15 protein-coding genes are annotated in these 12779 nt (G+C 60.3%); 7 read left to right on the forward strand and 8 right to left on the reverse strand.

Translation table 11 applies throughout. The annotated features are described in order from the left end of the window. On the forward strand, nucleotides 1-562 hold a 562-nt coding region (locus OQK_RS22160), incomplete at its 5' end, for a LysR substrate-binding domain-containing protein (RefSeq protein ID WP_038861556.1). A 48-nt stretch (nucleotides 563-610) separates the two neighbouring features. On the opposite strand, the gene OQK_RS22165 is transcribed toward OQK_RS22160, so the two are convergent. Beyond that, nucleotides 611-1387 (reverse strand): SDR family oxidoreductase, encoded by a 777-nt coding sequence (locus OQK_RS22165; RefSeq protein ID WP_016774331.1) that lies wholly within the window; start codon nucleotides 1385-1387, stop codon nucleotides 611-613. A gap of 208 nt (nucleotides 1388-1595) precedes the next feature. Here OQK_RS22165 and OQK_RS22170 point away from each other — a divergent pair, with 208 nt between their 5' ends. After that, the gene (locus OQK_RS22170; protein ID WP_016774333.1) at nucleotides 1596-2504 is read left to right on the forward strand and encodes a LysR family transcriptional regulator; all 909 of its coding nucleotides are present in this window, start codon (nucleotides 1596-1598) and stop codon (nucleotides 2502-2504) included. Between the two features lie 10 nt (nucleotides 2505-2514). On the opposite strand, the gene OQK_RS22175 is transcribed toward OQK_RS22170, so the two are convergent. Beyond that, a complete protein-coding gene (locus OQK_RS22175) occupies nucleotides 2515-3954 on the reverse strand; it encodes an HD domain-containing phosphohydrolase (protein WP_038861558.1) in 1440 nt (479 codons plus the stop codon). Between the two features lie 88 nt (nucleotides 3955-4042). Between OQK_RS22175 and OQK_RS22180 the strand changes: the two genes are divergently transcribed. After that, nucleotides 4043-4816, forward strand: coding sequence for an alpha/beta fold hydrolase (locus OQK_RS22180; RefSeq protein ID WP_016774335.1), 774 nt, complete (start codon nucleotides 4043-4045; stop codon nucleotides 4814-4816). Continuing rightward, nucleotides 4813-6387, forward strand: a complete 1575-nt coding sequence (locus OQK_RS22185; protein ID WP_238537243.1) for a GMC family oxidoreductase — start codon at nucleotides 4813-4815, stop codon at nucleotides 6385-6387. Before OQK_RS22180 ends, OQK_RS22185 begins: the two co-directional genes overlap by 4 nt. 35 nt (nucleotides 6388-6422) lie before the next feature. Here the strand turns inward: OQK_RS22185 and OQK_RS22190 are convergent, their stop codons facing one another. Further along, nucleotides 6423-7364 carry an aromatic alcohol reductase gene (locus tag OQK_RS22190; protein WP_016774337.1) on the reverse strand — a complete coding sequence of 314 codons (942 nt, stop codon included), beginning with the start codon at nucleotides 7362-7364 and terminating at the stop codon, nucleotides 6423-6425. Nucleotides 7365-7457: 93 nt separating this feature from the next. On the opposite strand from OQK_RS22190, the gene OQK_RS22195 reads away from it, so the two are divergent. Further along, the gene (locus tag OQK_RS22195) at nucleotides 7458-7916 is read left to right on the forward strand and encodes a winged helix-turn-helix transcriptional regulator (RefSeq protein WP_016774338.1); all 459 of its coding nucleotides are present in this window, start codon (nucleotides 7458-7460) and stop codon (nucleotides 7914-7916) included. Between the two features lie 11 nt (nucleotides 7917-7927). Here OQK_RS22195 and OQK_RS22200 read toward each other — a convergent pair whose 3' ends face one another. Beyond that, nucleotides 7928-8341: a PaaI family thioesterase gene (locus OQK_RS22200; RefSeq protein WP_016774339.1), complete on the reverse strand. Its 414-nt coding sequence runs from the start codon at nucleotides 8339-8341 to the stop codon at nucleotides 7928-7930. 132 nt (nucleotides 8342-8473) lie between these two features. On the opposite strand from OQK_RS22200, the gene OQK_RS22205 reads away from it, so the two are divergent. After that, on the forward strand, nucleotides 8474-8929 hold the full coding sequence (locus OQK_RS22205; RefSeq protein WP_016774340.1) for a GNAT family N-acetyltransferase: 456 nt from the start codon (nucleotides 8474-8476) through the stop codon (nucleotides 8927-8929). 7 nt (nucleotides 8930-8936) lie between these two features. Here OQK_RS22205 and OQK_RS22210 read toward each other — a convergent pair whose 3' ends face one another. The 4 genes from OQK_RS22210 to OQK_RS22225 form a co-directional block, all read right to left on the reverse strand. Continuing rightward, a complete protein-coding gene (locus tag OQK_RS22210; RefSeq protein WP_038861559.1) occupies nucleotides 8937-9566 on the reverse strand; it encodes a DUF3885 domain-containing protein in 630 nt (209 codons plus the stop codon). Between the two features lie 48 nt (nucleotides 9567-9614). Next, nucleotides 9615-10556 carry an AraC family transcriptional regulator gene (locus tag OQK_RS22215; protein ID WP_016774342.1) on the reverse strand — a complete coding sequence of 314 codons (942 nt, stop codon included), beginning with the start codon at nucleotides 10554-10556 and terminating at the stop codon, nucleotides 9615-9617. A gap of 219 nt (nucleotides 10557-10775) precedes the next feature. After that, nucleotides 10776-11600 (reverse strand): oxidoreductase, encoded by an 825-nt coding sequence (locus OQK_RS22220; RefSeq protein WP_016774343.1) that lies wholly within the window; start codon nucleotides 11598-11600, stop codon nucleotides 10776-10778. 186 nt (nucleotides 11601-11786) lie between these two features. Further along, nucleotides 11787-12119, reverse strand: coding sequence for a hypothetical protein (locus OQK_RS22225; RefSeq protein ID WP_016774344.1), 333 nt, complete (start codon nucleotides 12117-12119; stop codon nucleotides 11787-11789). 209 nt (nucleotides 12120-12328) lie between these two features. Here OQK_RS22225 and OQK_RS22230 point away from each other — a divergent pair, with 209 nt between their 5' ends. Continuing rightward, nucleotides 12329-12715 carry a MerR family transcriptional regulator gene (locus OQK_RS22230; protein ID WP_016774345.1) on the forward strand — a complete coding sequence of 129 codons (387 nt, stop codon included), beginning with the start codon at nucleotides 12329-12331 and terminating at the stop codon, nucleotides 12713-12715. Nucleotides 12716-12779 lie beyond the last annotated feature (64 nt).

The raw sequence follows: 12779 nt of genomic DNA on the forward strand, positions 1-12779 counted from the left end.
GCTGGTCGCAGCCTTCACCGCCCGTTACCCGAACATCGTCGTCGACCTCAGCCTCGGCGACGAGGTAGTCGACATCCTCGCCGGCCAGGCGGACGTCGCCATACGCTTCGGCCATCTGCCCGACAGCCCGTTGACCGCACGCCGGCTCGGCCACACCGGCCAAGTCGTGGTCGCATCGTCCGATTACCTGAAACGCCACGGCACACCTCTCGAACCGGAAGACCTGCTCAAGCACAACTGCCTGCGCTTCAACTTCCGCCGCGCCGAAGCCAACTGGCCGTTCATCCGCGACGGCAAGGAGTTTTCATTGAAGGTCAGCGGCAACATCGAATGCAGCAGCGGTGAAGCGCTGGCACAGTTCGCCAGACTCGGCGCCGGAATTGCGCGCATCGGCGAGTTCACCGTCAGGGAAGACTTGCAGCGCGGCACGCTGATCCCGCTGCTGCAAACGTTTAACCCGGGCGATGAGGAACCGATTCATGCGGTGTTCGTGGGCGGCGCGGCGATGCCGGTGCGGGTGCGGTTGTTTGTGGATTTTTTGCTGGAGCGGCATCGGATGTAAGCGTGCCGGTCGGATTCAGCGAGTCATCCCTGACCCGCAAACTGCCGGCTAGATTGTCGGGATGGTCCCGCCGTCGATCACAAATTCACTTCCTGTGATCGAAGCCGCTCGTGGCGACGCCACAAACCCGATCAGCTCAGCCACTTCAGCTGGCGTCGATGGGCGGCCGAGCGGAATACCGCCCAAGGCTTGCATGATGATGTCCTTGCCACCCTGATAGTCAGTGCCTGCCTCCTGCGCGAGTCGCTCGGCCAATGCCACCGATGCTTCGGTTTCGATCCAGCCCGGGGAAACCCGAACCACACGGACCCCTTTGGGCGACACCTCTTTCGACAGGCTCTTGCTGTAGGTCGACAGCGCAGCCTTGGCCGCCGCGTACGCTGTGGTGGATTCCGGCAGTGGCAGTCGACTCTGGATGGACGTGACATGGATCACCACGCCATTACGACGCTCGAGCATGCCCGGCAGCAGGGCGCGATCGAGGCGCACCGCCGGCAGCAGATTCAGATTGAGCTCGCGTTGCCACTGCTCGTCGTCCAGCGCTGCAAAACCACCACCGGGGGCCGACGAGCCACCCAGGACATGAACCACTATGTCGACGCCGCCCAGTTGCTGTTGGACCGCTGCGATGAGTACGTCACAACCTTCCCGGGTCGAAAGATCAGCCGCGACCAGCAGTGCGCCCGGCATTTGGACGTCCACTTGCCGAGCCGAGGTGATGACTTTCGCGCCCTCGGCTATGAACCAATCCACAACGGCTTTGCCGATTCCTTTGGTACCGCCGGTGACGAGGACCCGCTTGCCAGTCAATCCTGAATTCAGCATGGCGAAATCTCCAGCGCTCGGAATTGATGGGGCGCGTCGTAGATTTCTTTCTCGTCGATGACCGTGACATGCGTCTGCACGACGGCGGGATGTTGAAGGTTCATTGGCTGACTCCTGATTGATTAACTGGAGTCATCTTGCTGCGCCACAGATAGTTTGTTCAACTGGGACAAACCTTAATGACCTATCCCGAAAAACAGGACAATCCATGGTTCAGGATCGCTTGGCCCTCAATGAACTGGACGCCGTCATAGCCGTGGCTCGAAGGGGGTCGTTTCGCCAGGCCGCCATTGATCTCGACGTCTCCACCACCGCGCTGAGCAACACCATTGCGCAACTGGAAGCGCGCCTCGAATCGCGACTGTTCAACCGCACCACCCGCAGCGTCGCCATCACCGAAGCGGGGAGAGTGTTTCTCGAACAGGTGGGGCCAGCCTTGCAGGATTTGCGTGCGGCACTCGACGCAGTGCGCTCGCAGAACGCTGGGCCCTCGGGCACGTTGCGCATCAACGCCTTCGCCAGCGCTGCGCGTTCGGCGCTGCTGCCACTGGTGATCGAGTTTTTGCAGCAGCATCCGAAAGTCCATATTGACCTTGTAACCGAAGGCCGGCTGGTGGATATCGTGGCTGACGGCTTCGATTTCGGCGTGCGCTCGGCAGGCCTGGTGCCCAACGACGTGATTGTGGTGCCTGTCGGCCCGCCGCAACGTTACGCGGTGGTCGGTTCGCCGGGTTATTTTGCACAACACGGCAAACCGCGCACGCCGTCCGATCTGCCCGGGCATCGATGTATCCGTGTGCGACTACCGAACGGGGCGATTTTCCCCTGGTATTTCGAGCGGGACGGAGAAGTTACCCGTCTGGATGTGAACGGTCCGCTTACGCTGGATGAATCGAGCGTGGTCAAGGTCGCGGTGCAGGCGGGCATGGGGCTGGGCTTTTTCATGGAGCAGGACGTTCGTGACGAAATGCGCACCGGCGAGTTCGTGCAGGTACTCGAGGACTGGACCCCGCCCCGAGACAGGTTGTGCCTGTACTACCCGAACCGCCGCAATCCCTCTGCGGCCGCCAAGGCATTCATCGAACTTGCTCGCGCCAGGCAGGCTGATCAGGCTTGACCGGGCGGACTCAGGCGATCAAGCCCAGTGTCAGCCCCTTCAGGGTGGCGGCTGCACGGGTCGAGCATTGCAGTTTGCGAAAGATGCTTTCCATGTGCGTGCGCACCGTGCTCGGACTGATAGCCAACAGTTGCGCGACTTGTTTGTTGCTGGCGCCACGGCTGATTTCCAGGAGAATGCGGCACTCACGGGCTGTCAGCAGCGAAGGCTTGGGTTGCCGCAGGCGACGCTCGCCACTGGCGGCAGCAATGACCGCTTCGCAGACATCGTTATCGAACAGACCACGGCCAGCATCCTTTTTGAGTAGCGTGGCTGCTGCGGCTTCGTCGTGGGCTGATCGCCAGGGCCGGGCCTGCCTCAACGCCACCCAGGCGACCGAAGTAGCAAGCAGTCGATGTCCAGCACTCAACGCATCACCCGCCACCCCGCGAAAATAGCCGCTGCCGTCGAGTCGTTCATAAGCGTGGGTGGCTATCTCGGCGGGCGCGGCCAATTCCGCTACCGGTCGGAGCGCCTGTTGCGTCCAATAAGGCACCAGGCGCACTCGCTCTGCCGCACCGTAGGGCAGCGGCCCTGGGCTATTCCAAAGATGATTGGAAACGGCTGCGCGGCCGAGACCGTAAATCAGCGCGGACTTGCCAATGTCTGTCAGCGTCGGCTCACTCAGCCCCCACAGGCGCGCAGCTTCCATGGCAACATGCGCGACCTGACGCGAATGCCCGGCCAGCCATGGCAGCTTCAAGTCAATGACGTCTCCGACCAAAGTCAGCGAGACACGACGCTGCTCAGGCGCGGGTTCAACTTTTGTGCAAAGCGTTTCCAGATCCGCCAGCCAGTCCTTGGCATTGGCCACCAGCAACGACACCAGCGACGCTGGATAGCGCCGATCCGACTGCTCGTTGATCCAGCGCAACGCCGCGTCCAGGCCGTGAGCGCGAGTGAGAATATCCAAATCACCGGCCATGACCACCTGATAGGCGACCTCCGGGATGTGTTCATGGCTTACGCCCAACGGTCGGCCAGTGCCGTCGTAAGTTTCGAACACCCGACACAGGCCCGCTTCGACGGCGGTTCCGAGCTGGAGGGTTTTGGCGATTGCACCTGACACTTCACAGTGCACCACGGCCAGCGGGGTTGCCTGATGCACCGCGTTCATCTGTTCATTGCCCAGGGTCAGATCGAGCATTGCGCGGCGACCATCGACGTCGTCGCCCAGCAGGTCGGCAAAGCCTTCGGCGTTGGCTGTGCACCCAGACCAGCGCAGCAAGGCAATCTGCTCTGCAACCTGCAGATGCTCACCGTCGCCATGGCATGCCTGCGCGAGCATCCGCGCCAAAGCGGCAACGCGCCGGGAATGACCGAGCGGTTGCCCCATGCTGAGGTCACCGACCTGGGCGATGGTTGCCAGTGCGCCGTCCAGCGAGATGTCCAGTTGCAAGCCACTATCCATGAAAAATGCCCCGGGGTCGGATAATTGACCGATGCCCACAACGCAGGCCAGTCAGCAGAATCTGAACTCCCGAACAGGAGCTCATCCAATGAAAACAATCAAATCGAAATTCGCCACCGTCGCCTTTGCCCTGGCCAGTACCTTCTTGGCCGGCGCCAGCCACGCGCAGGATACAACGCCTTCGGTGGTGATCGTACACGGCGCCTTCGCTGACGGTTCCGACTGGGCCAAAGTCGTGCCACTGCTGCAAGCCAAAGGCGTGGCCGTGACCGTTGTGCAAAACCCGCTCACCTCGCTGGCCGACGACGTTGCCGCCACGCGCCGCGCGCTGAACAACCAGCAGGGCAAGGTGGTGCTGGTCGGTCACTCGTGGGGCGGCACGGTGATCACCGAAGCCGGCAACGACCAGAAAGTCAGCGCGCTGGTGTATGTCGCCGCCTTCGCGCCAGAGGCCGGGCAAACCAGTGGCGAACAGGGCAAAGGTGCGCCGACGCCGCCGGGCATCAGTCGGATCAAGGCTGACGGTAACGGCTTCCTCTATCTGACCCCCGAAGGCATGGCCAAGGACTTCGCTCAGGATCTGCCGGCCGCGCAAACTGCCGTCATGACTGCCACGCAAGGACCGATCAAGGCCTCGGCTTTCGAAGATAAAACCACCGTTTCGTCCTGGAAAACCAAGCCGTCCTGGTACCTGCTCGCTACCGAAGACCGGATGATTCATCCCGACGTCCAGCGGTCTGCCGCCAAGCGTATCGGTGCGAGCCTTGCAGAGGTGCACGCCAGCCATGTCCCGCAGCAGTCGCAGCCGGCCGAGGTCGCCGCAGTGATTCTCAAGGCCGTGCACAGCGTTGCTGAACAGTGATCGCGCCATCGAAGGGGAGCGGGCGTATGGACCCTCAAAGCGATCACGACTATGACTTCATTGTCTGTGGTGCCGGCACGTCGGGCTGCGTGGTCGCTGCGCGGCTTGCCGATGAGTCAGGCGCACGGGTTCTGCTGATTGAGGCCGGCGAAGACTATTCTGGCCCCGAGGTGACAGAACCAGCGCAATGGCCGCTGAACCTCGGCTCTGCGCGCGACTGGGCATTCGAGGGCCAAGCCGATCCACGCTTGAACGGTCGACGGCTCCCGTTGAGCATGGGCAAGGGGCTCGGCGGAGGTTCGAGCATCAACGTGATGGTCTGGTCGCGCGGCCATCGCGCCGATTGGGAGCATTTTGCTGCCGAGTCTGGCGACCCGGCCTGGGGTTACGCATCGGTGCTCGATTACTACCGCAGGATCGAAAACTGGCAAGGCAGCCCGGACGCCACCCGGCGTGGTTCAGGTGGGCCGGTACATGTCGAGCAGCCGGCCACGCCTCAACCCCTTGCGTTGGCAACGCTGGAGGCGGCCAGCGATCTGGGCATCCCCCGATTCGACAGTCCCAATGGCGTGATGATGGAAGGGGCAGGTGGGATCGCTGTCACCGACTTGCGCATCAAACAGGGCAAGCGCGAGTCGGTTTACGACGCCTACATCCGGCCACACTTGCACTGTCCGAACCTGACGGTGCTGACCGGGGCGTTGGTGACCCGCGTGTTGCTGGTCGGCACCCGGGCCGTCGGTGTCGAAGTGTTGATCGCCGGCGAGCGGCGCCGGTTTCATGCCGCAGCTGAAGTCATTCTGTCCATGGGCGCGGTGCAATCACCGAAAGTGCTCATGCAGTCGGGCATCGGCCCGGCGGATGAACTGCGAAAACACGGCATCGCACCGGTCGTTCATTTACCCGGTGTCGGCGAGAATTTGCAGGATCACCTGGCTTTCGGCTGCACATGGGAATACCGACAACCCCAGGCGGTCGCTGGCAGCGGATGCGAAACCACCTTGTATTGGAAAAGCGACAGCCGCCTGGAAGCTCCGGACCTGTTGCAGTGCCAGTTGGCATTCGCGGTACCGTCTCTGCCTGAGGTCGCCGTTCAACCGCCGGAACATGGTTGGACGATGTTCGCCGGGTTGGCCAGACCGGCCAGTCGCGGACGCCTGCGGCTATCGGGTGCAGGGCCGCTGGATGCACCGATCATTGAGCCGAACTCGCTGAGTGAACCCGAGGACATGGCCGCAGCCCATGCGACGATCGAACTGTGCCGCGCACTCGGCAACAGCCAGGCCTTCAATGGGCTGATCAAGCGCGAAGTCGTGCCCGGTCCCAGAGAGCGTCGCGCTATGGAACAGTTCATCCGCAACTCGGCGATGACCTACTGGCACCTGTCGTGTACGGCAAAAATGGGCCGCGATGCGCTGTCGGTGGTTGACCACCAATTGCGCGTGTACGGGATCGACGGGCTGCGCGTTGCAGATGCCTCGATCATGCCGCGCATCACCGTTGGCAACACGATGGCGCCGTGTGTCGTTATTGGTGAGCGGGCAGCGGAGCTGGTGCTTGCGGGAGTATAAAGCGCCCACAACGCCCCGCTGCGCAAAATCTGCTTTCACTCGTTCGCAAGATTTTCCCGCGCCCACTGCTCGGCCGTCGTGACCTGTATCGCCCGCTGCTCATTGAACGTGCCCGCTTTCGGCCACGCCACACCTCGACCTTGGGCAAACACCGCGCGGTATTTTTTGATGTGGTGAGTGGGGTCTTTTTCCAGTTCCTGCATCAGGTGCGGCACCGTCCAGACGTTACGCTTGAAGGGCCGTCCGAGCACGCGTTCGAGAAGGCCCGCGACCTGATCATAGGTCAGCGTGTCGCCCGACAGATACACGATCTCGTTGCGAAAAGGCGGTTCGAAGAAAACGATTTCTGCAGTCAGTTTGCCGATGTCGTCCGGGGTCGTCAGCGTCACGCTGGTGTCCAGGCTGCCCAGGGCGTTAACGGTGTCGTTGTCGAAATCAACGACTTCAAACACCGGCTCGAAGAGGAAACTGGTAAACATGCCGGTCGAGATGATCACCCATTCGGTTTTGTCCTGCGCGCGCAGCAGTTCGCGCACGTCGAGCTGAGCATCGAACAGATCCTGCGGACTGCCCCGGCCGATCACTTCGAAGTCCACGCCAAACTGCCAGGGAAAGTAGCGTTTGATGCCCGACTTGAGCGCAGCGGTCGCCAGCTTCATCGGCGTCTCACGACCAGCGACCATGCCGGCGCAGCCGATGACGGTATCGAAAGGTGCGAAGACTTCGGCCAGTTGGTCGATCGAATCGTTGACCAGATCTGCCGCCACCATCTGCACGCCGAGACTGCGCAGTTCATCGATTTCGGCTTTCTTTGCCGGCAACTGACTGTCGATCGTCGAGGCCCTGAGCAGGACGCTGATCGTGCTGCCGGGCGAGCGCTTTGCCACTCCCGCAAGGTTGCGCAAAACCGGCAGGCCGAGCTCACCTGCGCCCAGGACGAGAATGGATTGCGGGGAAGGGTGGTTCGATTCGGTCATGATGTCTCCTGAGATCTGCATGTAAGATCGGCAAATGCTGGCACGATCGGGCAGCACTCAGAAGAAGGCACACGCGTGATACCAGGGGAAGAAATGACTGATCAGCAAGCGCTCAGTGAGGCAGAAGCAATCTGCCAGACGCTCAGACGAGACGATGATGGCGTGCGCCGCGAAGTGCTCGCGCACGCCGGCAGTCGCTGGTCTTTGGGCATCCTGCATGCCTTGGGGGTGTACGGCACGATGCGTCACGCCGAGATCAAACGGCAGATGACCGGCGTGACTCAGCGCATGTTGACCAAAACCCTGCGTGCACTGGAACGCGACGGCCTGCTGACCCGGCGCGAGCTCGACCAGGTGCCGCCGCACGTCGAGTACGAGCTGACGCCATTGGGCATGGGCTTGCTGGTGCGGATGTCGCCGATCTGGACTTGGGTGGTGGAAAACGTCGAGGGTTTCCGCCAAGCGCGACGCACGTTCGATAGCCAGGTCGGCAAGAAACCCTCATGGCAAATTCCTGTTCCAGCGCGGGATGATTCTGAAGCGTCAGACTGAGGTTTCGCGCTTCAGCTCAGCGGCACCGCGAACACGGCACTGGCGCGCGCGACCGTTCGCTCACCTACGTGCAGACTGACGCCAGCAAACGCCAGTTGGCGGCCCTTTTTGGAGTGTTCAAGACGCACTTCGAGCCACTCGTTGATTTGCACCGCCCCGAGATAATCCAGGGTCATGCTCGCCGTGATCAACGGCTGCGGCGGATCGCTGGAAAAGGCCATGGCGTAGCCCATCCCGACATCGGCCAAAGTCGCCAATACACCACCATGCAAAGTGCCGCGACCATTGGCGTGGCGGGAGTCGGTCAGCAAGCCCAGTTTCAATTGCAGGCCGTGGCCTCTGGCGTAGATCGGGCCGAGCAGATCCAGCAACGGACTGCTGCGGGTGAATGGTGTGAAACCTTCGGGAATGGCCGTGGTGTTCATGATCCCATCCTAATGCAGGTGGCTGACCTGTTTGATTGGGCGGGGAAACACAGAAGGGGGCAAGCACTATGCGGATGGGGAATTTGCTGCGATAAGTGCTGTACACGGAGCGGACAAGCAAGGAGCTACTGGGTGGATATTCAAATTCACATCGCGAGGGATGCGGATGCATCGGCTATCAGTGAAACGATCATCAAGACGCTCCGTGAGAGCAATGCTCGGGACTATCCTCCCGAAATCATCGATCGAGTGATTGAAAGTTTTTCGCCCTCGAAGATCCTTCGTTTTTTGACTGAGCGTCAGGTGCTGGTCGCTAAGCTCGACAGTCAAATCGTCGCAACGGCAAGTCTCGATCGAGACGTTGTTCGAAGCGTTTTTGTCGACCCGGACTTTCAAGGAATGGGTGTCGGAAGACAGCTGATGAAGAGCATTCAATCACTCGCCATGGACACAGGTTTCAATCTGCTGCGCGTTCCTTCCTCAGTCACCGCAGAAGGCTTCTATGCTTCGCTCGGCTTCAAGAAAATCAGAGATGAGTTTCATCAGACGGAGCGCACGATCATCATGGCGAAGAAGTTGAAACGATAGCGTTCACCTAACGTTTCAGCCTGCCGAATGTGGCTTCCATCGCTGCGCGGTCATGGTCGAGCAACCAGGCATGATGTCGTTGATAAAGCTGCAAAAGTAGTTCGGTGTTGGCTCCAACCACGTCCATGCCTCGGTCGTCATAGGGAAAGACCATGACTCGCTTGGGCAGATTGAACAGGTAGACAGCACAGTTCGCACGCGGTTGGATAGCACCGAAGTCCTTGGCCAATGCGCACCAGAGTAATGCTTGAATGCTCGCCACAGACGCTTCGAAGGCGACGTTGACCCAATATTCCGGCTCTTCCTCACTGAACCATTCCTCGTTATCTATTTCTTCGCTCCAGATGCACAGCGCTGATGGAGTATCGATGCCAGCAGATTTAAGGGCGCGAAGAGTACTGCGATGGGCGAATCGATTGCGACCGGAATGAATGCGCAGGCATGCGACAAACGATTCGTCCCCTTGGAAAACGTCGCCGCAGATGGTTATGGATTTGCGCATAGCGGTCAGGAATTGCTCGATCATTCCGCCCGTTTCGGAGAGTTCGAAACGCAATCCTCCGGGCCAGGAATAGAAAAGCGGGCGGGCGAATGCCTGGGGTCCAAATGCGTTTTCGATCTCAGCTCTCAGATTCACTTTCTTCCCTTCAATGTGGATTTCTGTTTGTTCAAGACGCGGGTGAAGTCAGTGCGACGACACAAACGGCGAAGCAGTCGTTGGTGCCGGCAGCGCATAGGCCTGTTTCATCCACGCAACTTCCGCTAGCGGTGTGCGGCCGAAGAGGCGTTTGAAGTCGCGGCTGAATTGCGAGGCGCTTTCGTAGCCGACCAGAAATGCAGTTTTTGCCGCGGTCAGGTCGTTACGCAGCATCAGCAATCGCGCCTGGTGCAGCCGCGTCGACTTCAGATACTGCATCGGCGAGGAGTCGGTGACCTTGCGAAAGTGCAGATGAAAATTCGGCACGCTCATCTGCGCTTCCTCGGCCAGGGTTTCTACGTCGAGATGTTGGTGATAACAGCTGTGGATCTTGTGGATGGCGCGGGTCACTTTGCCGAACTGACCTTGCTGGGCGATGGCGGCACGCAGGGTGCCGCCTTGTTCGCCGGTGAGGATGCGGTAGTAGAGCTCGCGCAGCATCGCCGGACCGAGGATTTGCGCGTCGGCATCGTCGCTCATCACTTCAAGAAAACGCAGGGTTGACCGGCGTAGCGGTTCGTCGAGCGGCGAGGCGTACATGCCCATCGGTTGGGATCTGGGGAAATCCCACAGTTCATCGACCTGCTGAATCAGCTCGCCAGCCAAAGCGAAATCCAGGCGCACGTACACCGCGAGCATTGGCTCGGCTTCGCTGGCGTCGGTTTCCATGGTGAAGGGTACCGGCACCGACACCACCAGATAATGCTGAGCGTCGTAGACGTAGACTTCATCGCCGAGATAGCCGCGTTTACGCCCCTGACAAAGGATCACGATGCCCGGTTCGTACAACACCGGCGTGCGGGTCAGCGGTCGGTTGGAGCGCAGGAAACGCACATCCTCCAGCGGGCTCAGGTTGTAACCTTCCAGTGGTGCGAGCTGGCTCATTAGCTGGACCATGCGCGTTGTGATTGGGTCTTTCGGTTTCGGCATGGGCTGTGGGTTTCCTTGTGAAAAGGCGGGTTTGAACCTGTCTGGCTGATTGGCGGGGTGTCAGACAGAGCCCTCTCCCAGGGGGAGAGGGGACTGACCGCGCTGCTTTCTGGTACTACGCCGACCTGTAATATCGTGCCGAACGCGGGGGTTGAATTCACCCGCGATCGGCTCCCTCTCCCTCCGGGAGAGGGCTGGGGTGAGGGTGCTTTTGATCTTTCAGCCATCCGTCGAGCGGCTAAGCGCTGCCCATTGCTCAATACTCTCCGCCGTGCGCTGCAATTTGTCACGCACCAGCGCCAGCGCATCACTGCCCAATAGCAGGTGAGCCGGCGGGTTTGGACTGTCGATGATCGTCAGCATGACCCGTGCAGCTTTCTGCGGATCGCCCAGCTGATGGCCACTTTTCTCCTCCCGGGCCTTGCGCACCGGATCGAAGCTTGCGTCGTAGTCACTGATGCTACGCGGCGTGCGTTGCATCGAGCGGCCTGCCCAGTCGGTGCGAAATGACCCCGGCGCCACAGCGGTGACAAAAATATTGAATGGCGCAAGCTCCTTGCTCAAGGTGTCAGAAATCCCCTCCAGAGCGAACTTGCTGCCGCAGTAATAGGCGATCCCCGGCATGGTGATGTAGCCACCCATGGAAGTGATATTGAGAATATGCCCTGCGCGGCGCTGGCGGAAATACGCGACGAAAGCCTTGGCCACCACCACCGCGCCGAACACGTTGACGTCGAACTGGCGGCGCATTTCCTCCAGCGATGACTCTTCGAAAATCCCCTCATGGCCATAACCTGCGTTGTTGACCAGCACGTCCACCGGGCCGTGACGATCCTCCACAGCCGCAACCACCCTATCGATGGCATCGAAATTGGTAACGTCCAGCAGCACCCCATGCGCGCGCTCGGGCGACAGCGCTTCGAAAGCTGCCAGCGCGGATTCACTGCGCACTGTGCCGATAATCCTGTGACCTTGAGCGAGCGCTTCCTTGGCCAGCGCCTGGCCGAAGCCGCTGCTGACACCGGTGATGAAAAGGGTCTTCATGGATCTGTACTCCAGCAGGCAATTGGAGAGGCCATGCTAGGGCGGATAACGCTGGCGGACGATGCCGAATCGGATCGAAGTATTGCCTGTTCCTATCAATAGGGTTTTCCAGGTCTTGCCTCAAAAAAAGGAAAAGTCCTGCGGGTTTCAAATCCGCAGGACTTTTCTTGTCTCGGCAACACGCGCTTAAGCTGCGCGACGACCCGGTGTACGGTCCGATCCATCAGCGGCGAGGGCCTCACCCAGCGGGGTGCGGTCTGAGCCGTCGGCAGCGATGGCCTGGCCTTGTGGGGTCTTGTCATAACCGTCTTCAACCAGGCCGTGTTCCTCGAGGCGGTTGCGGCCGTTTTCAGCCAGAGCCTGGCCTTGGGGCGTACGTTCCGAGCCATCGGCAGCAACAGTCTGCTGTGGTTCGCTGACCTGGGTGAAGAAACGATCTTCCTGATTGCTCGGTACGGCGAATGCGCTGGCGCTGAGGGCGAAGGTGGCGACGGCGATCAGTTGGCTTACAGTTTTCATGGCGGTGACTCCGGTCAAATTTCGATTGAGGTCCGGGTCGTTCAGATCAGTCTCTGGTTAACCCGTTGCAGTGGTGTGTTCTGCATGGGTTCAGATTAGGGGGCAGGGCGGTGTCGGCGTTAGGCGGATACTGTTGGCGATTTGCCTGATTCTGCACGATGGAAAATAGCCATTGACTTAGAGCGCACTCAAACCTTTACGGTGATGACATGAATCCAGAACTGACAATTTCAAAGTTGGCCAAACGCCTTGATCTGAGCGCTCACACGATCCGCTATTACGAGCGCATCGGGCTGTTCGATCCGGTTGGGCGCGGTGGCAATGGCCACCGGGTGTACGCCGAGAAGGATGTGCTGTGGGCCGAATTTCTGCTCCGGCTGAAGGCGACCGGAATGCCGATCCAGCAAATGCTGCGGTATGCCGAATTGCGTCGATCAGGCGACTCGACCCTGGCAGAACGCCGCGAGCTTCTCGAGCAGCATCGCCGGGACGTGCAAGCGCAGATCAGCCAGTTGAGCCAGTCCCTGGAGGTTCTGGATAACAAGATTCAGATCTATCACCAACTCGAGCAAAAGGAGCATCACCATGATCCGTAAACTTCCCGGTTTCAATCGTTTGCTGTCCGCCACATTGATCGGCGCCAGCGTGACCAGTGTCGCA

The organism is Pseudomonas sp. R62, assembly GCF_000257605.1.
Taxonomy (GTDB): Bacteria; Pseudomonadota; Gammaproteobacteria; order Pseudomonadales; family Pseudomonadaceae; genus Aquipseudomonas; species Aquipseudomonas atacamensis.

Bases quoted from the DNA above. Each gene is read 5' to 3' on its own strand.
- OQK_RS22165 (WP_016774331.1), bottom strand. From the start codon at position 1,387: ATGCTGAATTCAGGATTGACTGGCAAGCGGGTCCTCGTCACCGGCGGT.
- OQK_RS22170 (WP_016774333.1), top strand. From the start codon at position 1,596: ATGGTTCAGGATCGCTTGGCCCTCAATGAACTGGACGCCGTCATAGCC.
- OQK_RS22175 (WP_038861558.1), bottom strand. From the start codon at position 3,954: ATGGATAGTGGCTTGCAACTGGACATCTCGCTGGACGGCGCACTGGCA.
- OQK_RS22180 (WP_016774335.1), top strand. From the start codon at position 4,043: ATGAAAACAATCAAATCGAAATTCGCCACCGTCGCCTTTGCCCTGGCC.
- OQK_RS22190 (WP_016774337.1), bottom strand. From the start codon at position 7,364: ATGACCGAATCGAACCACCCTTCCCCGCAATCCATTCTCGTCCTGGGC.
- OQK_RS22195 (WP_016774338.1), top strand. From the start codon at position 7,458: ATGACTGATCAGCAAGCGCTCAGTGAGGCAGAAGCAATCTGCCAGACG.
- OQK_RS22200 (WP_016774339.1), bottom strand. From the start codon at position 8,341: ATGAACACCACGGCCATTCCCGAAGGTTTCACACCATTCACCCGCAGC.
- OQK_RS22215 (WP_016774342.1), bottom strand. From the start codon at position 10,556: ATGCCGAAACCGAAAGACCCAATCACAACGCGCATGGTCCAGCTAATG.
- OQK_RS22220 (WP_016774343.1), bottom strand. From the start codon at position 11,600: ATGAAGACCCTTTTCATCACCGGTGTCAGCAGCGGCTTCGGCCAGGCG.
- OQK_RS22225 (WP_016774344.1), bottom strand. From the start codon at position 12,119: ATGAAAACTGTAAGCCAACTGATCGCCGTCGCCACCTTCGCCCTCAGC.
- OQK_RS22230 (WP_016774345.1), top strand. From the start codon at position 12,329: ATGAATCCAGAACTGACAATTTCAAAGTTGGCCAAACGCCTTGATCTG.